This is a genomic window from Streptomyces sp. B21-105 (assembly GCF_036898465.1).
In the GTDB taxonomy this organism is placed as follows: Bacteria; Actinomycetota; Actinomycetes; order Streptomycetales; family Streptomycetaceae; genus Streptomyces.
Genome location: NZ_JARUMJ010000001.1, coordinates 2,665,468 through 2,683,709, shown reverse-complemented (window position 1 = coordinate 2,683,709; position 18,242 = coordinate 2,665,468). Strand labels below are relative to the sequence as shown.

At 73.4% G+C, this 18,242-nt stretch carries 14 protein-coding genes; 7 read left to right on the top strand and 7 right to left on the bottom strand.

From position 1 onward, the window contains the following. Positions 1 to 377: 377 nt before the first annotated feature. From QA802_RS12110 to QA802_RS12100, 3 genes are read right to left on the bottom strand one after another with little or no spacing between them, the layout of a single operon-like run. Positions 378 to 1,001 carry a TetR/AcrR family transcriptional regulator gene (locus QA802_RS12110; RefSeq protein ID WP_334521103.1) on the bottom strand — a complete coding sequence of 208 codons (624 nt, stop codon included), beginning with the start codon at positions 999 to 1,001 and terminating at the stop codon, positions 378 to 380. A 44-nt stretch (positions 1,002 to 1,045) separates the two neighbouring features. Further along, complete coding sequence (locus QA802_RS12105) at positions 1,046 to 3,130, bottom strand: YhgE/Pip family protein (RefSeq protein ID WP_334521100.1); 2,085 nt, start codon at positions 3,128 to 3,130, stop codon at positions 1,046 to 1,048. Then, positions 3,102 to 3,944, bottom strand: coding sequence for an ATP-binding cassette domain-containing protein (locus QA802_RS12100; RefSeq protein WP_334521099.1), 843 nt, complete (start codon positions 3,942 to 3,944; stop codon positions 3,102 to 3,104). The genes QA802_RS12105 and QA802_RS12100 overlap by 29 nt, the downstream gene beginning before the upstream one ends. 179 nt (positions 3,945 to 4,123) lie before the next feature. Here QA802_RS12100 and QA802_RS12095 point away from each other — a divergent pair, with 179 nt between their 5' ends. The 3 genes from QA802_RS12095 (at position 4,124) to QA802_RS12085 (ending at position 6,731) form a co-directional block, all read left to right on the top strand. Beyond that, on the top strand, positions 4,124 to 4,690 hold the full coding sequence (locus QA802_RS12095) for an SAV_6107 family HEPN domain-containing protein (RefSeq protein WP_334521097.1): 567 nt from the start codon (positions 4,124 to 4,126) through the stop codon (positions 4,688 to 4,690). Positions 4,691 to 5,260: 570 nt separating this feature from the next. Further along, positions 5,261 to 6,052 (top strand): methyltransferase, encoded by a 792-nt coding sequence (locus tag QA802_RS12090; protein ID WP_319167607.1) that lies wholly within the window; start codon positions 5,261 to 5,263, stop codon positions 6,050 to 6,052. A 274-nt stretch (positions 6,053 to 6,326) separates the two neighbouring features. Further along, a complete protein-coding gene (locus QA802_RS12085) occupies positions 6,327 to 6,731 on the top strand; it encodes an SCO2097 family morphological protein (protein WP_057580028.1) in 405 nt (134 codons plus the stop codon). Between the two features lie 124 nt (positions 6,732 to 6,855). Here QA802_RS12085 and QA802_RS12080 read toward each other — a convergent pair whose 3' ends face one another. The 4 genes from QA802_RS12080 to QA802_RS12065 all read right to left on the bottom strand — a co-directional run bounded on the left by QA802_RS12080 (position 6,856) and on the right by QA802_RS12065 (position 12,624). Next, positions 6,856 to 9,357, bottom strand: a complete 2,502-nt coding sequence (locus QA802_RS12080) for a transglutaminase TgpA family protein (RefSeq protein WP_334521095.1) — start codon at positions 9,355 to 9,357, stop codon at positions 6,856 to 6,858. Beyond that, complete coding sequence (locus QA802_RS12075) at positions 9,354 to 10,730, bottom strand: DUF58 domain-containing protein (protein WP_334521093.1); 1,377 nt, start codon at positions 10,728 to 10,730, stop codon at positions 9,354 to 9,356. Before QA802_RS12075 ends, QA802_RS12080 begins: the two co-directional genes overlap by 4 nt. Then, complete coding sequence (locus QA802_RS12070; protein ID WP_334521092.1) at positions 10,730 to 11,764, bottom strand: AAA family ATPase; 1,035 nt, start codon at positions 11,762 to 11,764, stop codon at positions 10,730 to 10,732. Before QA802_RS12070 ends, QA802_RS12075 begins: the two co-directional genes overlap by 1 nt. Before the next feature lie 251 nt (positions 11,765 to 12,015). Beyond that, positions 12,016 to 12,624 carry a beta-class carbonic anhydrase gene (locus QA802_RS12065; protein ID WP_443042093.1) on the bottom strand — a complete coding sequence of 203 codons (609 nt, stop codon included), beginning with the start codon at positions 12,622 to 12,624 and terminating at the stop codon, positions 12,016 to 12,018. A 259-nt stretch (positions 12,625 to 12,883) separates the two neighbouring features. Between QA802_RS12065 and rsmH the strand changes: the two genes are divergently transcribed. The 4 genes from rsmH (at position 12,884) to QA802_RS12045 (ending at position 18,238) form a co-directional block, all read left to right on the top strand. Beyond that, entirely contained in the window at positions 12,884 to 13,840 is a 957-nt protein-coding gene (gene rsmH / locus QA802_RS12060; protein WP_334521086.1) for a 16S rRNA (cytosine(1402)-N(4))-methyltransferase RsmH, read from the top strand. Between the two features lie 45 nt (positions 13,841 to 13,885). After that, positions 13,886 to 14,473, top strand: coding sequence for a cell division protein FtsL (ftsL, locus tag QA802_RS12055; protein WP_334521082.1), 588 nt, complete (start codon positions 13,886 to 13,888; stop codon positions 14,471 to 14,473). A gap of 5 nt (positions 14,474 to 14,478) precedes the next feature. After that, positions 14,479 to 16,446 (top strand): peptidoglycan D,D-transpeptidase FtsI family protein, encoded by a 1,968-nt coding sequence (locus tag QA802_RS12050; protein ID WP_334521080.1) that lies wholly within the window; start codon positions 14,479 to 14,481, stop codon positions 16,444 to 16,446. 94 nt (positions 16,447 to 16,540) lie between these two features. Beyond that, positions 16,541 to 18,238 carry a UDP-N-acetylmuramoyl-L-alanyl-D-glutamate--2,6-diaminopimelate ligase gene (locus tag QA802_RS12045; protein ID WP_443042092.1) on the top strand — a complete coding sequence of 566 codons (1,698 nt, stop codon included), beginning with the start codon at positions 16,541 to 16,543 and terminating at the stop codon, positions 18,236 to 18,238. Positions 18,239 to 18,242 lie beyond the last annotated feature (4 nt).

The following is an 18,242-nucleotide window of genomic DNA, read 5'->3' as shown; positions in this document are numbered from 1 at the left end:
GGATGGGGGCCGACCTGCGTGAACGGGAGAGTGGAGACACGGAGAGAGGGGCGGCTCCGGCACCGGCGACACGGGGCGCCGGAACGGAGCGGCCCCCGATCCGCTCCTTCCGCCGACGGGTTCGGCGGGAGCGAGGCACGGGGGAACCCCGGGGGGAACGACCGAACGGGGGCAATGGGGGGAGAAGGGGGGCAACGGGGGAGGGGGAGGGAAAAACGGGGGAGCACGAGGAAGCGCCGGTTCGCGGCAGCCCACGGGGGACGTGGGCCGCCGCGGACCGGCGCTTTCGTGTGCCCGCGCGCGGTGGACCGCACCGCCGCACGCGCGCGTGAGACGTTCGCCTCGGCACGCGTGCGTGCCGTTCTCGGCTGTCTCGGTCAGTGCCCGCCGACCCGTCCCTGCAACAGCCGGGAGAGCGCGGAATGGACGTCGTCCAGCGACCGTTCCGGCTGGAAGGCCTGCCAGTCGAGGGCGGCCACCAGCACCATGCCGACCAGCGCGGCCGCGGTCAGCGGCACGTCGATCTCGTCGCTGAACTCGCCGTTGTCCACGCCCTCGCGCAGCACTCCCTCGACGACGGCCACCGCCTCCTGCCGGACCACCATCAGCGTGGACTGCCACGCCCGGTTGGTGCGCCACAGCTCGGCCACGTACAGCTGGGTGAAGGACGGATAGCGGTCGATGAAGACGAGGCCCGCGCGGATCATCGCGTCCAGCGCGTCGACCTTGCCGCCGCCCTCCCTGGCCGTGCGCTCGGCGGCGTCGCGCAGCGAGGCGGTGAGCAGGCCCACGCCGTGCCGCAGCAACTCCTCGAACAGGACCGACTTGCTCGCGAAGTTGTAGTAGACCGTGCCCTTGGCGACGCCGGCCCGTTCGGCGATCTCGTCGACGGTGGTCGCGGAGAAGCCCTGCTCGGCGATGAGGGTGACGGCCGCCTCGTAGAGCTTCTGCCGGGTGGCCTCGCGGCGGGTGCGGCCGCCCGGGGTGGTGCTGCTTTCCATGGTCCCGATTGTCACAGGAACTCGGCCGCCCGGACGACGGATCCTCACAGGGTCAGCTCCGGGTGCAGCCTGTCCAGGGTCCACACCTGGCGGCGGCGCGCCGACAGGGCGGTCAGCGCGAGGGCTCCCGCGGTGAACGCGACGAGCACCACGCACGCGTGCCACACAGGCCCGAGTCCGCCGCCCGTGATGAGCCGGCGCAGCGCGTCGACCACGTGACTCATCGGCAGGTAGGGATGGACAGCGTTGAAGAACCCGGGGCTGGTCTGCACGGGATAGGTGCCGCCCGCGGACGTCAGCTGCAGCATCAGCAGGGCGAGGACGAGGATCCGGCCCGCCGCCCCGAAGCGCGCGTTGAACCACTGCACGAGCGCCGCGAAACACGCCGACACCAGGAACAGGAAGCCCACCGTGCCCGCCGCTCGCACCATCTCGAGACCGACCCACCAGTGCAGCACGGCCATCAACGCCGTGGTCTGCAGCACCCCGACGGCCACCACCGGGAGCCAGCCCGCCAGCGCGATCCGCCACGCCGGGGCGCCGGCGGCCAGCGCACGCCGGTTCATCGGGGCGATCAGCATGTACGCCACCATCGCGCCCACCCACAGTGACAGCGGGATGAAGTACGGGGCGAAGCCGGTGCCGTAGTTGGGCGCCTTGTGCAGGTCCTGGGAGACGAGCCGCACGGGGTCGGCCATGACGGCGGTGCGCGCGTCGCGCCGGCGCTCGTCGTAGTCGGGGATCCGCCGGACGCCGTCGTGCAGGCCGTCGGCGAGCTTGCCGGAGCCGTCGGAGAGCTTGAACATGCCGCCGTCGAGGTTCTCGGCGCCGGTCTCCAGCTTGCCGACGCCCGCGTCCAGGTCGACGGAGCCCGTCTTCGCGGTGCCGAGCCCGCCGTTCAGCTTCTTGACGCCCTTGGCCACCTTCGAGGCGCCCGTGTTCAGTGCGTTGACCTTGGTCACGGCGTCGGCGAGATCCTCGGAGAGGTGCGGGGCGTCGTCGGCGAGCGACTGCGCCTGCTCGCGCAGGGCGCCCAGGTTCGTGCGGAGCGTCTTCAGGTCGCCGTCCTGGTCCGCGATCAGCGTGTCGACATCGTCGGCGACCGTCGCCACGTCGGCGGCCGAGTCCTTGGCCTTCGCCAGGTCGGCGCAGGCGGGATCGGGCAGCACGGGCGTCTCGCAGCGCGCCGTGTGGAGGGCGGCGAGGGTGTCGGAGGCCGTGTGGGCGGCCTTGGCGGCGGGCGGCGCCGCCTTCACCAGGGCCGCCAGATCGCCGTCGATCAGCTCGGCGGAGTCGGCGACCAGCTGGGCGGTGTCGCCGATGGCCTTCTCGTTGTCCTGGAGGAAGGGCCCCACCGCGCCGGAGAAGCCGTTGACCTTGTCGGCGAGCGCCTGGGTGCCGTCGGCCACCTTCTGCGAGCCGTCCTCGAGGGCGTCGGCGCGCTCGTCGAGCGTCGTCAGTCCCTTGGCCAGCTTGCCGCTGCCGTCCTTGGCGTCGCCCAGCCCGTCGGCGAGGGCCCTGGAGCCCTTCTGGGCCTTCCCGATGCCCCCCGTCAGGTCGTCGGCCCCGTCTGCGGCCTCCTGCGTCTTGCCGTGGATGTCGGAGAAGGACACGAAGATCTTGTCGAGGAAGGACCGGGAGGTCTTCGTGGACGCGGCCGCGCGGACCTCGCTGAAGACGGTCCGTGAGATCTGCCCGACGACGTAGTTGTTCGCGTCGTTCGTGCGCACCTGGAGGGCGCCCGTCGCGGGGGAGTCGCCGGAACTGGACGCGATCCGCCGGCTGAAGTCAGCGGGCATGGTCAGCGACAGGTAGTACCTGCCGTCCTCCACGCCCGCGCGTGCCTCCCTGGCGCTCACCTCGTGCCAGTCGAAGACCGCGCTGTCGCGCAAGTGCCGGGTGATGTCGTCCCCGGCGGCGATCCGCTTCCCGTCGGCGGTCGCTCCCCGGTCGTCGTTCACCAGCGCGACGGGGATGCGGTCGAGCCTGCCGTACGGGTCCCAGAACGAGTACAGGTACAGCGCGCCGTACAACAGCGGCAGCAGCAGAAGCGCGACCAGGGCCGCCCGTGGCAGCCGGCCCCGGCCGAACCGCCGTAGCTCAAGCGCGGCCAGTCTCGGTGTGCGCACGCGCCCTCTCCTCTCCGTCGTCGGTCGTGGCGTCGGCGTCGCCCCGACCGGTCTTCGCGGCCGGGCCGCCGTCCTGCGTGGCAGCCGGCGGCCCGGCGTCCGTGTCGTCCCTGTTGCCCGTGTCTGTGCCGTCCGTGCGGACCCGGACGGCGTTCTCGGGAGCGGCGCCGCCGCACACGGCGACGACCGTCGTCCCCGCCTCGGTGAGCGACGTGAGCAGCGTCCAGACCAGGGTCCGTTCGGCGTCCGTCAGCTTCAGGTCGATGTCGTCGACGCCGAGCAGCCGGGGGCGCCCGACGAGCGCCAGTGCCACGGAGAGCCGGAGGGCCTCGACGCGCTCCAGATCGCGGACGGCGGTGCGCGCGCCCTTGGGCAGGGCCTCGCGGTCGAGCCCAGCGGCGGCGAGCGCGGCGTCGATCTGCGAGGCCGTCCGCGCCTCCCGGTGCGCGCGCGGCCGCAGCAGATCCCGTACGGAGCCGTCGAACCGCCGTTGCAGCAGCGCCCGTTCACGCAGGTGCTCGCCGACCGTCAGAGCCGGCTCGAGGTCCGTCACGCCGGCGACGTGCGCGAGCGCGCTGACCCGCCGCACGGCGGCCATCTGCCGGGGCAGACGGGCCGCCCCGACTGCCGCCGTCCCCTCGGTGGCCTTCATCCGCCCGGTGAGGGCGAGCAGCAGGCTCGTGCGGCCTGAGCCGGAGGGCCCCTCGACGGCGATGAGCGTTGCCGGCTCCGCGGCGACGTCCACGCCCCGGAACACCCATCCGCGCGGACCTCGCAGCCCCAAGCCGTCGGCCGCGACACCGACTCCGTCCACTCCGTCCACTGCTTCCCCCGGTTAGTTTTTGAACTGACTGGTCAGTGCAAAAACTAACCCGAACCTTCGATCGAGGCAAAGCCCCAGGTCAGAACGGATTGTCAGTGGCATACCGCACGATGGGCACATACGGCAGCCCGTATCGGACGCGCCGTCACACTGACGACAGGAGGTTCGTCATGGCCAACTACCACGCAGCCGCCGCACACCGGCGCCGCGCCACCGGCCCTGCCCCCTCACTGACCGGCCCGGCGAGCGATGTGCACCCCGTGCTCCGCCGCACCACCGCCCCGCCCGCCGCCCTCGACCTGCTCGCCCAGGCCCGCGCGGGTCTGGAGGAGGCGGCCGCCCTCGAGACCCCCAACGACCGCTATGCCACGGCCCATCTCGCGGCCCTGCGCACCGCGGCGGCCGTACTCGCCGCCCGTGGCCGCCCCGAACCCTCCTCCCGCCGCCGCGCCCGCATCCGCAGCGCCTGGGAGGTGCTTCCCGAGATAGCACCCGAACTCACCGAGTGGAGCGCGCTGTTCGCCTCCGGAGCCCGACGGCGGGCCCGGGCCGAGGCCGGCATCCAGGGCGCGGCCGGCCGCAGGGACGCCGACGACCTGATCCGTGACGTGGCGATGTTCCTCCGTCTCGTCGAGCGCATGCTGGTGCTCCAGCCGGTCCTGCCCCAGCCGCGCCACGAGGAGGACGCGCCGGACGGCCCCGATGCGCGCCGGCGCGACCTGCCGGACGCCGGCTGACATGCCCACCCGCCACCGGGCCCCGCCACCGGTCGAGCGCCGCAGGTATGGGGCGAGCACCCACCGGCCGGTCGCAGCCGTCCGGACCGGCCGTACACCGCGCCACGCAGACCGGCCGCACACCGCGCGACAGGGGTCGGCCGTGCACTGTCCGCACGCACCGCGCACCGCCGGCCCGGAGGCCGCGCGCCGGCCGAACCAGCCCCGCGCTGCCGGGACTCGCCGCGTGACACCGGCGCCGGACGGGTCGGGGCCACGGGACGGAACCGCCTGCGACGGAACCGCCCCGACCGGCCGAGCACCGCCCCGATCGCCGCGCACCGTCGGATCCGCCGAGTGCCGTCGGGAAGCGGTCCCCGGGGCGGCCGTGGAGGTCGTGGGCGGCGTCGCCCGGCCCGGCCGGACGGCCCGCGTACCGGCGGCACCGGTCGGGGCGGTGGAGGCAATAGGGTGGAAGGCGCCTGAAGCCTTCCCTCCGCCCGTCCGCACCCCGGCGCGGGCCGGGCCCGGGGAGGCAGCCCGTTCGCTCCGCCGCGCAAGAGGCGGTGCCGCGCCGAGGAGTCAACTGCCGTGTCGGATCCGATGCGCCCGCCCGCCTCCCACCCCCGCTCCCGCGCCTCTCTGCGCACCGCCGTGGTCTGGGAGGTCCTCCAGGACGCCCTCGAGCGCCGGGTCAAGGCGACCGGCCGGGAGTCGCTGGACGTTCTCGACACCGGAGGCGGCAGCGGCAACTTCGCGGTGCCCGTCGCCCTCCTCGGGCACCGGGTCACCGTCGTCGACCCCAGCCCCAACGCGCTGTTCGCCCTGGAGCGCCGCACCGCCGAGGCCGGCGTCGCCGACCGCGTGAAGGGCGTACAGGGCGATGCCCACGGGCTGTTCGACGTGGTCGAGCGCGGCGCTTACGACGCCGTCCTGTGCCATGGCGTCCTGGAGTACGTCGACGACCCGGCCGAGGGCGTCCGCAACGCGGTGGCCGCGCTGCGCTCCGACGGCGTCGTCAGCCTCCTGGCCGCCGGCCTCGGCGGGGCCGTGCTCGCGCGCGCCCTCGCCGGCCACTTCACGGAGGCCCACCGGGCGCTCACCGGCACGGACGGCCGCTGGGGCGAGGGCGACCCCGTGCCGCGCCGCTTCACCGCCGAGCAGCTCACCGCCCTGGTGGAGGGCGCGGGCCTCCGGGTCGGCGCGGTGCACGGCGTCCGGGTCTTCGCCGACCTCGTGCCCGGCGTCCTCGTGGACACCGAGCCCGGCGCCCTCGAGGCACTGCTCAAGCTCGAGGAGGCCGCCGCCGAACTCCCCGCGTTCCATTCCGTGGCCACCCAGCTCCATGTCCTCGGTGAGACGACCGGGGCCGAAGGGAGCTGAGGGCCTCCCGACCGTACGCTGATCAGGCGCTCGGCTGCGCATGGAGTACGCCACAGGCCCCCCGTTCGGGCCCGGTGCGCCGTATGATCGAGGGAGACCGCCCGGCATGACGGGTCGGCTGCCGGGGAATGGACACCTCAGCGAGCCGGGACGCCCATGGCGGGCTCCGGTTGGCCAATTGGCGCAGAGGGGCGGGTTTCACGGGGGCGATTCCCTGCCTATCCTGAAGGGACCCCCAGGGTCGCCCCGGCGACTGCACGATGAGGAGGACTCCGTGCCGCTCTCGGAGCACGAGCAGCGCATGCTCGAGCAGATGGAGCGAGCGCTGTACGCCGAAGATCCCAAGTTCGCGTCGGCGCTCGAGGGAAGCGGGCTGCGTACGTACACCCGGCGGCGGGTCTACCAGGCGGTCGCTGGCTTCCTCGTGGGTATCGCGCTCCTCATGGCAGGAATGGTCGCCAAGCAGGTCTGGCTGAGCGTGGTGGGCTTCCTCGTCATGCTGGGATGCGCGGTGCTCGCCGTGACCGGCTGGCGCAAGGCCCCCAAGCCCGGCGAACAGGCCGCCGCAGGAGCGCCGGGGGCCCCGCGCACCCGCGGTCAGGGTCGGCAGAAGCGCTCCATGATGGACCGTATCGAGCAGCGCTGGCAGCGCCGGCGTGACGAGCAGGGCGGCCACTGACACCGCCCACCGACAAGCACAGAGCGAGGGGCGACCACCCGGCCCGGGTGGTCGCCCCTCGCTCTGCCTGCCGCTCTGACGGCCGGTCGCGCTTCCCTCAGCCGCTCCAGCCGCTCCAGCCCCTCTAGCCGCTCTGCTGGCGGGACGGCCGGCGGACCAGCATCGTCAGACGGCCCGCCCAGGACGCCTTGAGGGCCGTCCAGCGGTCAGCGAGGTCCCACACCGCGCGGATGGCCGAACGCGGCGCCACCACGGCACGCACCCGCGTGCGCCGGCCGGCCTTCTCCCGCAGAGCCGCCCGCACCCTGCGGACCTCGTCCGCCAGCCCGGCCTCGGCCCTCGGCTCCGGGGCGAACAGCACTCGCTCCACGGCGTCCGCGACCCGGTGCACCGAGCGGCTCGCCGTCTCGTCCAGCTCCCCGACCCGCACGATCCGCGCCGCGGCCCGCCGCGGGGTGAGCGCCTCGTCCGGCTCGATGCCGTAGTCCCAGGCCGTGTCGGTGAGCTCACGCCAGACCGCGAGGACATGCCCGGCCGCCGCCTCGGCGGCTTCCTGCGGCGGGGCGTCCAGCAGCACCGCTGCGTCGGGGTCGCCTGCGCGTCGGCCGTCGGCGTCGCCCTTACGGCGGCCGGGCGGCGCGCCGGACGCCGCGGCAGCGGCGTGCTGGGCGGACGCCAGCCGCACCGAACGCCGTCTCAGCCGCCACAGCATCGGCAGCAGCGGCAAGGCGAGCGCCGCGGCCCCCAGCAGGGCCCAGCCGGCCGTCCGGTACCACGGGGCACCGCCGCCGCCCTGGTCCGCCTGGTCCAGCGGCAGCGGGTCGGCGCAGTTGCCGAGCTTCCTGTCCGTGGCGGAGCAGCTGGCGCTCGCCGACGGAGCGGCCGACGGAGCGGCGTCCGCCGAGCGGGAGGCCTGCGGCAGAGCGGGCACCGCCTCGCCCGAGGTCTCCGGCAGCGTGTACGTCGGCGTCGAGCCACGCGTCGGGGTCGGCTCGAAGCGCGTCCAGCCGACGCCCTCGAAGTACAGCTCCGGCCAGGCGTGCGCGTCCTTCAGGCTGACCGTCACCGTGCCGTCCGCCTGCGGGGAGCCCGGAGCGAAGCCCACCGCGACGCGCGCCGGTATGCCCAGCGTGCGGGCCATCGCCGCCATCGCGAACGAGAAGTGGACGCAGAAGCCCTGCTTGTCCCGCAGGAAGCGGGTGATAGCGCCCGGGCCGCTGCCGACCTCGACCTGGGTGTCGTACTCGAAGCCGCCGGTGACCGCGAAGTAGTCCTGGAGCGCGACCGCCTTCTCGTAGCCGCTCGCGGCGCTCTCGGTGATGTCCCGGGCCTGCCGCGCCACCGCCGTCGGCAGGGAGTCGGGGACCTTGGTGTATTCCCGCAGGATCGTGTCGGGGGCCCTGGGCGCGGAGGCCAGCTGCTGCGCCGTCGGCTGCACGTCCAGGCTCGTCACCAGGTACGTCTTGCCGCGGGTGTTCTGGCCGTGGTCGCCGACCAGCGTCATGCCGACCGGCTCGTAACGCCAGTTGCCCTTGATCTGCACCCCGCTGGGGGGATAGGGCATCGGCAGCCAGTCCTGCGCGTAACTGCCGGCGGCCGCGATCCGGGTCGTGATCTCCGCCCGTTTCACGTCGGGACCCAGACCGGTGGGCGCCGGGAAGTCGTCCGGCACGGCGGTGATGTGGCGCTTGGCCGGCTTCCACGTGGTGCCGTCGAAGTCGTCCAGGGACACGATCCGCAGGTACAGGTCCGAGAGGTTGCCGCTGTTGGTGCGCAACGTCAGGACCGTGCGGTCCTCGTCCACGTTCAGGCTGTCGCGCAGTGACACCAGCGGGTTCACCGCGGAGATCGTGCCCCCGCTGCCGTTGCCGGCGCCCACGCCGGCCCCCGTGCCGCCCAGCAGGCCGTCCTGGATGGCCGGCAGCGGCAGCAGCGGTACCACGAGGGCGACGCCCAGTGCGGCCATCCCGATGCGCCGGCCGGTGCGCACCGGGGCCACCGGTCCGGACGGCTCGCCCACGCTGCGCGAGGCGCCGCCGAAGACCCTGCCCCACTGCGAGAGGCGCTCCCGCCCCTCGGCGAGCAGCAGCATCAGATAGCCGGCGGCGGCCACCAGGAACCACAGCCAGTCGGCCGAGCCGTCGAACAGCCCGGCGGCGACCGAGTACAGCGCCAGCAGCGGCAGGCCGGCCGGCGCCGCGTTGCGGAACGTCACCGCGAGGGTGTCCACCGCCAGGCCGATCACCAGTACCCCGCCGATCACCATCAGCCGGATGCCGTCGGACAGCGGGGCCGGTATCGCGTACCGCCCGATGTCGTCGGCGCCCGCCTGGAGCAGGTCGCCGAAGTGCCGGAAGGCGTCCGGGCCGGGGACCAGCCCGAGGACCGCGTCCCCCCGGGCGAAGACCAGTGTCAGCACCACCAGCGTGACCAGGGCCTGGACGGCCACGGTCAGCGGCCGGGCCAGCGGCACCCGCCGGGCCGCCGCGCCCACCCCGGACTGGATCGCCAGCAGGAACGCCGCCTGCAGCAGCCATGAAGCCGGCTCCACCAGTGGCAGCAGGGCGCACGAGGCCAGCAGCGTCGCCGCGGCCGAGCACAGTGTCAGTCGAGCCCGCCCGCTCATGCCCTCCCCTCCCCGCCGCCGCCGGACGACATCGCGCCCACCCGCTCGCGCTCCGCCAGCCGCCACAGCTCGTTCAGTGACGCGCCCCGCGGCACGCTCAGGGCCGTCCAGCCCGCCTCGCGCAGCATCCGCAGCCGCTCCTCCTGCCTGTTCGTCGGATCGGGCGTGCCGTTCGGTTCACGCACCCAGCCGTCACCGTCCAGGAGGAAGGCGACCGCGCCCGCGCTGCGCTGGCGCATCTTCGCCGCGATCGCCGCCTGCTCCTCGTCGAGATCACCGAGGAAGGCCACCAGCAGCCCCTCGTGGCCGCCGCGCAGCACGTCGTACGACCGGGACAGGCCCGCGCCGTCGGAGTGGTCGACGATCGCGAGGGTGTCCATCATCAGCCCGGCCGCGTCGGACGACTCCGGGCCGCCCCCGGCGTAGCCGTCGGCTCCCTCCCCGGGCACCGAGGTGCCGGTGTCCGTGAGCAGCCGCACGGAGAACCCCCGCTCCAGCATGTGCACCAGCACGGACGCGGCGCCGGAGACCGCCCACTCGAAAGCGGAGTCCGGGCCCGCGCCGCGGTAGGCCAGGCCCCGGGTGTCCAGCAGCACCGTGCAGCGGGAGCGCCGGGGCTGTTCCTCGCGCCGCACCATCAGCTCGCCGTAACGGGCGGTGGAGCGCCAGTGCACCCGGCGCAGATCGTCGCCGTAGCGGTAGCCGCGCGGGATGACGTCGTCCTCGCCGGCCAGGGCCAGCGAGCGCTGCCGCCCGTCGCCGTACCCCTTGGCCTCGCCGCCCAGCCGCACCGGGGGGAGCGGTTCCACACGCGGTATCACCGTCAGGGTGTCGTGCGTGGAGAAGGACCTGGTGAGCTCGCACATGCCGAAGGGGTCGCTCAGCCGCAGCTGGAGCGGGCCCAGCGGGTAACGGCCACGCAGGTCGGAGCGGACCCGGTAGGACACCTCGCGGCGGCCGCCCGCCTCCACCCGGTCCAGGACGAAGCGCGGGCGCGGGCCGAGCACGTACGGCACCCGGTCCTGGAGCATCAGCAGACCGGTGGGCATCCGCGAGACGTTGTCCATCCGCAGATGGACGCGGGCCTCGCTGCCCGCCGGCACCCGCGCGGGGGCGAGCCGACGGCTGCCGGCGACCCGGTAGCGGGTGCGGTAGACCACGGCCGCGCAGATCAGCGGCAGGGCGGCCAGCAGCAGTCCGACCCGCAACAGGTCGGGCTGCCCGAGCACATAGGCGCAGACGGCGGCCGCGGCGCCGGCCGCCAGGAAGGAACGGCCGCGGGTCGTCAGGCCGGCCAGAGCGGTGCGCGCGCCGCCCCTGTCCCCCCTCGCCGCCCGGCCGGCGGACGGCTGCCCGGTCCCGCCGGCGGCCATCACAGCCTCCGCGGCTGCTGCCGGCCGTACGCCTGGGTGCCGTGGCCCAGCCCGTACCCGTGCTGCTGGGGCGTCGCGGGCACCGGGGTGCGCTGGATGATGTCCTCGACGACCTGCTCCGCCGTGCGGCGGTTGAGCTGGGCCTGCGCGGTGGGCAGCAGACGGTGGGCGAGTACGGCCACGGCGAGGTTCTGGACGTCGTCCGGCAGCGCGTAGTCCCGGCCGTCGAGCGCTGCGGTCGCCCTCGCGGCGCGCACCAGATGCAGCGTCGCGCGCGGCGAGGCGCCGAGTCTGAGGTCGGGGTGGGCGCGGGTGGCGGCGACCAGGTCGACCGCGTAGCGCCGCACCGAGTCGGCCACGTGGACGCCCCGGACGGCGTCGATCAGCTTGACGATCTCGTGCGCGTGGGCGACCGGCTGAAGGTCGTCCAGCGGGCTGACCCCGCCGTGCACGTCGAGCATCTGCAGCTCGGCCTCGGCGCTCGGGTAGCCGATGGAGATCCGGGCCATGAACCGGTCGCGCTGCGCCTCGGGCAGCGGATAGGTGCCCTCCATCTCGACCGGGTTCTGCGTGGCCACCACCATGAACGGGCTGGGCAGCTCATAGGTCTGCCCGTCGATGGTGACCTGGCGTTCCTCCAGGGACTCCAGGAGCGCCGACTGCGTCTTGGGCGAGGCCCGGTTGATCTCGTCGCCGATCACGATCTGAGAGAAGATCGCGCCCGGCTTGAACTCGAAGTCCCGGCGCTGCTGGTCCCAGATGGACACGCCCGTGATGTCCGAGGGCAGCAGGTCGGGCGTGAACTGGATACGGCGCACCGAGCAGTCGATGGACTTCGCCAGTGCCTTGGCCAGCATCGTCTTCCCGACGCCCGGCACATCCTCGATCAGCAGGTGCCCCTCGGCGAGCAGCACGGTCAGCGAAAGCTGTACGACCTCGGGCTTGCCCTCGATCACTCCCTCCACCGAACTGCGGACACGCTCCACAGTGGCGGTCAGATCTGTGAGGCTCGCTCGATCGTCATAGGTCGTCACCCGGCCCTCCTCGGCCCGTACTTTCCACGGGCCGACGCTCTGTCGCGCTAACCGGCCCACCCCGAATCACGGACACCACCCGCGAACTGCTCAGCGCGGCGTCACATCCGCATTCTTGCTGCCGTTACCGATTCGTGTCACTCGCGAGTGGACAACCGTCCGCGATATGTCGGGGTTATGGCCGTTTGGGCGTCTCGAGGGCGTACATCAACAGCAAAACGACAGGAAAGAACGACCGTGGAGCCGGGTGGTCACGCGGGGTCGATCTCGCGGAGCAGTCCGGTCCGCACGTCGAACACGAAGCCGCGCACGTCGTCGGTGTGCACCAGGAACGGCGAGGTGCGCACCCGCTGCATCGACTGCCGGACGTCCTGGTCGACGTCCCGGAAGGACTCCACCGCCCACGCCGGGCGCTGGCCGATCTCCATCTCCAGTTCGGTACGGAAATCCTCGGTGATCGCCTCCAGGCCGCACCCCGTGTGATGGATCAGGACGACGCTGCGGGTACCCAGTTTGCGCTGGCTGATGGTGAGCGAGCGGATGACGTCGTCGGTGACCACGCCGCCCGCGTTGCGGATCGTGTGACAGTCGCCGAGTTCCAGGCCGAGCGCGGCGTGCAGGTCGAGGCGGGCGTCCATGCAGGCCACGACCGCGACGTGCAGCACGGGCCGGGCGTCCATACCGGGGTCGGTGAAGGCGTCGGCATACCGCTCGTTGGCCACCACGAGGCGGTCGGTCACGGTCCCGCCGTCTATGGCGGCCTCGGTCTCGCTGGGCACGGATGCAGAAGTCGTCATATCCATGACGGTACTGGTCACGCGCGTCTCGGTCCTGCTGTGAGAACGGAAAAAGAGCGTCATCACGTCCTCTTTGTGAGGTAAGCCACAACCCCGCGCCTGCCGGGAGGAGCCCCGGGCCGCGCCGCACAGGCCGGTTGATTGACCGCGCCACCCCGTGGACTAAAGTGACGCGAAGCGGGAGGCGACGATCTCCCTGCTGGACTGAACCCGTGAGACCCCGGCCCGGCCGCCGAGATCTCCCCGCGGCGCCGGCAGGCCTTCCCTTCGCGAGGGGCGGGGACCCGGCGGTGCGTCATCCCGCCGGATCTGAGAGGGCCCCTTGAGTCACAGTCGACACGTCCCGGTGATGCTCCAGCGGTGCCTGGACCTGTTGGCCCCCGCCCTCCAGGAGCCGGGAGCGGTGGTCGTCGACTGCACGCTGGGCCTCGGCGGGCACAGCGAGGCCCTGCTGACACGCTTCCCCGAGGCCAGGCTGATCGCCCTCGACCGCGACAAGGAGGCCCTGCGCCTGTCCGGCGAGCGGCTCGCCCCGTTCGGCGAGCGCGCGACCCTCGTCCACGCGGTCTACGACGAGCTGCCCGACGTACTGGACCGGCTCGGCATCGCGTGCGTGCAGGGCGTCCTGTTCGACCTCGGCGTCTCCTCCATGCAGCTCGACGAGGCCGACCGCGGCTTCGCCTACGCCCAGGACGCCCCCCTCGACATGCGCATGGACCAGACGACCGGCGTCAGCGCCGCGGAGGTGCTCAACACCTACCCGCCCGGCGAACTCGTGCGGATCCTGCGGGCGTACGGCGAGGAGAAGCAGGCCAAGCGGATCGTCTCCGCGGTGGTGCGCGAGCGCGACGACGAGCCGTTCACCAACAGCGCGCGGCTCGTCGAACTCATTCGCAACGCCCTTCCGCAGGCCGCCAAGCGCACCGGCGGCAATCCCGCCAAGCGCACCTTCCAGGCGCTGCGGATCGAGGTCAACGGCGAACTCTCCGTCCTGGAACGGGCGATCCCGGCCGCGGTGGACGCGATCGCCGTGGGCGGGCGGATCGCCGTCCTGTCGTACCACTCGCTCGAAGACCGGCTCGTCAAGCAGGTGTTCGCGGCCGGCGCCGCCAACACCGCGCCGCCCGGCCTGCCGGTCGTCCCCGAGCGCTACCAGCCGAGACTCAAGCTGCTCACCCGCGGTGCCGAACTTCCCACCGAGGAAGAGATCGCCGAGAACCGGCGCGCCGCACCCGCGCGGCTGCGCGGGGCCGAGCGCATCAGGGAGTCCATCGAATGACGGGCGTGAGCCGAGGGTCCGCACAGCGGGTCCGGGGGAGGGCGAGTGAGCAGTAGACCCGTGCTGAAGGGGAGGGCGGCCCGTCTCGCGCGGCTCTTCCCGGCCGGCCCCCGGCAGGCCGCCCGCACTCCGTTCGTCCTCCTCGTCGTCCTGCTCCTCGGCGGCGGTCTGATCGGACTGCTCGTGCTGAACTCGGCTCTCAGCGAGGGCTCGTTCAAGATGGACGACCTGCGGAAGGACACCAAGAGCCTCACCGACGAGGAGCAGGCGCTCCAGCGGGACATCGACTCCTACTCCGCCCCGGACGCCCTCCAGCGCCGCGCGCGCGAACTGGGCATGGTCCCGGGCGGGGACCCGGCCTTCCTGAACCCCGACGGCACCGTGAAGGGCGTCCCGTCCGCGGCCGCCGGGCAGTCCGTGGACCCCGTCGTACGACCGCCGGAGACCCTCACGCTGTCCGGGACGCTCCCGCGGACGCCCGAACCGGCCGACCCCGGCACGTCCGCCGACTCCGACGCGCCGGGCGGCGCGTCCGCCCGGCAGGGCCAGGACCTCCCCGATCAGGACGCCGCACCCGCGCGGAGCCCGGCCCCCGAACCGACCGCAGCCACCCCCGAGACCCCCGGCAGGTGACGGAAGTGTCCGACAGGGAACCGCCGCGCCGGCGTGTGCCCGGCCCCGCCCGGCCCTCCCGTCCCGCGTCCGCCCAGCGGCGCCCGGGACCCGGGACCCGCCCGGCCCGTCGCCCGACCGCGCCCACCCCGCGCGCCGCCGCCCCGCGGGTCATCCGGCTCGGCAGCCCCCGCCCCCGGCTGCGCATGGTGGGCCTCGCGCTGACCCTGGTGCTCGTCGCCTTCGTCGTCCGCCTCCTCCAGGTGCAGGCCGTCGACGCGAGCGCCTACACCGCCAAGGCGGAGCAGAACCGGTACGTCGGCCAGGTGCTGCCCGCCGAGCGCGGCGAGATCACCGACCGCACCGGCGTGGCCTTCGCGACCAGCGAGGACGCCTACGACATCACGGCCGACCCCACCATGTTCGCCCGCGCCCAGCTGAAGATCGACGACGGCCCCGAGCGGGCGGCCGCCCTTCTCGCACCGATCCTCGGCCAACAGCAGTCCGCCCTGGTCAAGAAGTTGCGGCCGAAGGACAAGAGCCTGCGCTACGTCAAGCTCGCCGGGCGGCAGACCCCGCAGGTGTGGAAGCAGATCCGCGACCTGAGGTCCGCGCTCTCCGCCAAGGCGGAGTCGGACCGCTCCACGGTCAACGTCCTCGCCGGGCTGTTCTCCGTGCCCAGCAGCAAGCGCGTGTACCCCAACAAGGAGCTCGCCGCCGGGATACTGGGCTGGGTCAACGCCGACGGCCAGGGCGGCGGCGGTGTCGAGCAGCAGCTGAACGCCACGCTGGCGGGCAAGGACGGAAAGATCCGCTACGCCCAGTCCGGCGGCCGCCAGGTGCCCACCGCGGGCGCCACCGAGACGCCCGCGGTGCCCGGCTCCGACGTGGAACTGACCATCGACCGCGACATCCAGTGGGCCGCGCAGAACGCCATCACCGAGCAGGTGCAAAGGTCCGCGGCGGACCGCGGCTACGTCATCGTGCAGGACACCCGCACCGGCGAGATCCTCGCCATGGCCAACTCGCCCGGCTTCGACCCGGGCGACCTGTCGAAGGCCGACCCCGGTGCCCTGGGCAACGCGGCCGTCCAGGACGCCTACGAGCCCGGCTCCACCGCCAAGATCATGTCCATGGCCGCCGTGCTGGAGGAGAACGCCGCCACCCCGCTGACGCACGTCACCGTGCCCAACCGGCTGCACCGCGGCGACCGGCTCTTCCAGGACGACATCAACCACCCGACCTGGCACCTCACGCTCAACGGGGTGCTCGCCAAGTCCAGCAACATCGGCACCATCCTGGCCACCGGGCAGCTCGGCAGGACCCAGGCCGAGGCCAACCGGGTCCTGTACTCGTACCTGCGCAAGTTCGGCCTCGGCAGCCACACCGGGCTCGGCTTCCCCGGCGAGACGAAGGGCATCCTCGCCGCGCCCGACAAGTGGTCCACCTCGCAGCAGTACACGATCCCCTTCGGTCAGGGCATGTCCCTCAACGCGGTCCAGGCGGCCTCGGTGTACTCGACGATCGCCAACGGCGGCGTGCGCGTCGAGCCCACCCTGGTGCGCGGCACCAAGGGGCCGGACGGACGCTTCACGCCCGCCGAGTCGCCCGCGAAGAGCCGGGTCGTCAGCCAGAAGACGGCGAAGACCCTCGCCCACATGCTGGAGTCGGTCGTGGACGACCGGGAGGGCACGGGCGCCAAGGCGCGCATCCCCGGCTACCGCGTCGCGGGCAAGACGGGCACCGCCAACCGCGTGGATCCGGCCACCGGCACCTACAAGGGGTACACCTCGTCGTTCGCCGGCTTCGCGCCCGCCGACAGCCCCCGCATCACCGTCTACTGCGCCATCCAGAACGCCACCGAGGGCAGCTACTTCGGCGGCCAGATCTGCGGCCCCGTCTTCAAACAGGTCATGGAGTTCGCGCTGAAGACCCTGCAGGTCCCACCGACCGGAGCGAAGGCCGCGAACCTCCCGGTCTCCTTCGCGCCCTGACCGCCGAGCCCCGCCCCGACCGGGGCCCCCGCCCTTTTCCGCCACCGACCCCCGAACGCCACTGTTCAGCGCCGAGCAAGCCAGGAACCAGCCCGTGACCATGATCACTCCCGACCCCGGGACTCCCGCACCGCCCACGACACCCCCCGCCGGGCCGTCCGGGAGTACACCGGCGGCCTCGCCCTCGCTTCGCCCGCGGGCGGGTACTCCCGGTACGCTCACCGCCGTGCCACACGCCGATCACTCCCAAACCACCCAGAAGGGCGCTTCCGTGACATATCCGGGACCGCCGCGGCCGGCCCAGGTCTCCGCCACACCCCTCGCGGAGCTCGCCGATCAGCTGGGCGCCGCACAGCCGGGTGACGCCGCCGAGGTCACGGGCATCACCCACGACTCACGCGCGGTCCGCCCCGGCGACCTGTACGCCGCCCTCCCCGGCGCCCGCCTGCACGGCGCCGACTTCGTCGCCCAGGCAGCGGGCTTGGGCGCGGTCGCCGTCCTCACCGACCCCACCGGCGCCGACCGCGCCGCCGCGACCGGCCTGCCGGTCCTGGTGGTCGACGACCCGCGCGGGGCCATGGGCGAACTGGCGGCCACCATCTACGGCCGCCCCGGCCGCGACCTGCTCCAGATCGGCATCACCGGCACCTCCGGAAAGACCACCACCGCCTACCTCGTCGAGGGCGGCCTGAAGGCGGTCAGGTCCACCGGGCTGATCGGCACCGTCGAGACGCGCATCGGCGACGAGCGCATCAAGTCCGAGCGCACCACCCCCGAAGCCACCGACCTCCAGGCCCTGTTCGCCGTCATGCGCGAGCGCGGCGTCGAGGCGGTCGCGATGGAGGTCTCCAGCCACGCCCTGGTCCTCGGCCGGGTCGACGGCTGCGTCTTCGACATCGCCGTCTTCAACAACCTCAGCCCGGAGCACATGGAGTTCCACTCGGGCATGGAGGACTACTTCCGGGCCAAGGCGCAGCTGTTCACGCGGAAACGCAGCAAACTCGGCGTGGTCAACCTCGACGACGAGTACGGCCGCCGGCTGGTCCAGGAGGCGCAGGTGCCGGTCGTCACCTTCTCCGCCGAGGGTCACCCGGACGCCGACTGGCGCGCGGTGGACGTCGAGACCGGCCCGATGGACTCGACGTTCACCGTCCTGGGCCCGGACGGGGTGCGGGTCGGCGCCAGGTCGCCGCTGCCGGGCAGCTTCAACGTGGCGAACACCCTCGCCGCGATCGTCTCCCTCGCCGTCGCCGGCATCGACCCGCGGACCGTCGCCGACGGCGTCGCCGCCGTGCCGGGCGTGCCGGGCCGTCTCGAGCGGGTGGACGCCGGGCAGCCCTACCTCGCGGTCGTCGACTACGCCCACAAGACCGACGCCGTCGAGTCGGTGCTCAGGGCGCTGCGCAAGGTCACCAAGGGCCGGCTGCACGTCGTCCTCGGCTGCGGCGGCGACCGGGACCGCACCAAGCGCGCCCCGATGGGCGCCGCCGTCGCCCGGCTCGCCGACACCGCCGTACTGACCTCCGACAACCCCCGCTCCGAGGACCCCCTCGCGATCCTCGCGACGATGCTCCAGGGCGCGGCGTCGGTGCCGGCCCACGAGCGCGGCGACGTGCAGTTGTTCGAGGACCGGGCCGCCGCGATCGCCGCGGCCGTGGCACGCGCGCACGCCGGGGACACCGTGCTGGTCGCGGGCAAGGGCCACGAGCAGGGCCAGGACATCGCCGGGGTGGTCCGTCCGTTCGACGACCGCCAGGTGCTTCGCGAAGCTATCCAGCAGACCCAGGGATGAACTT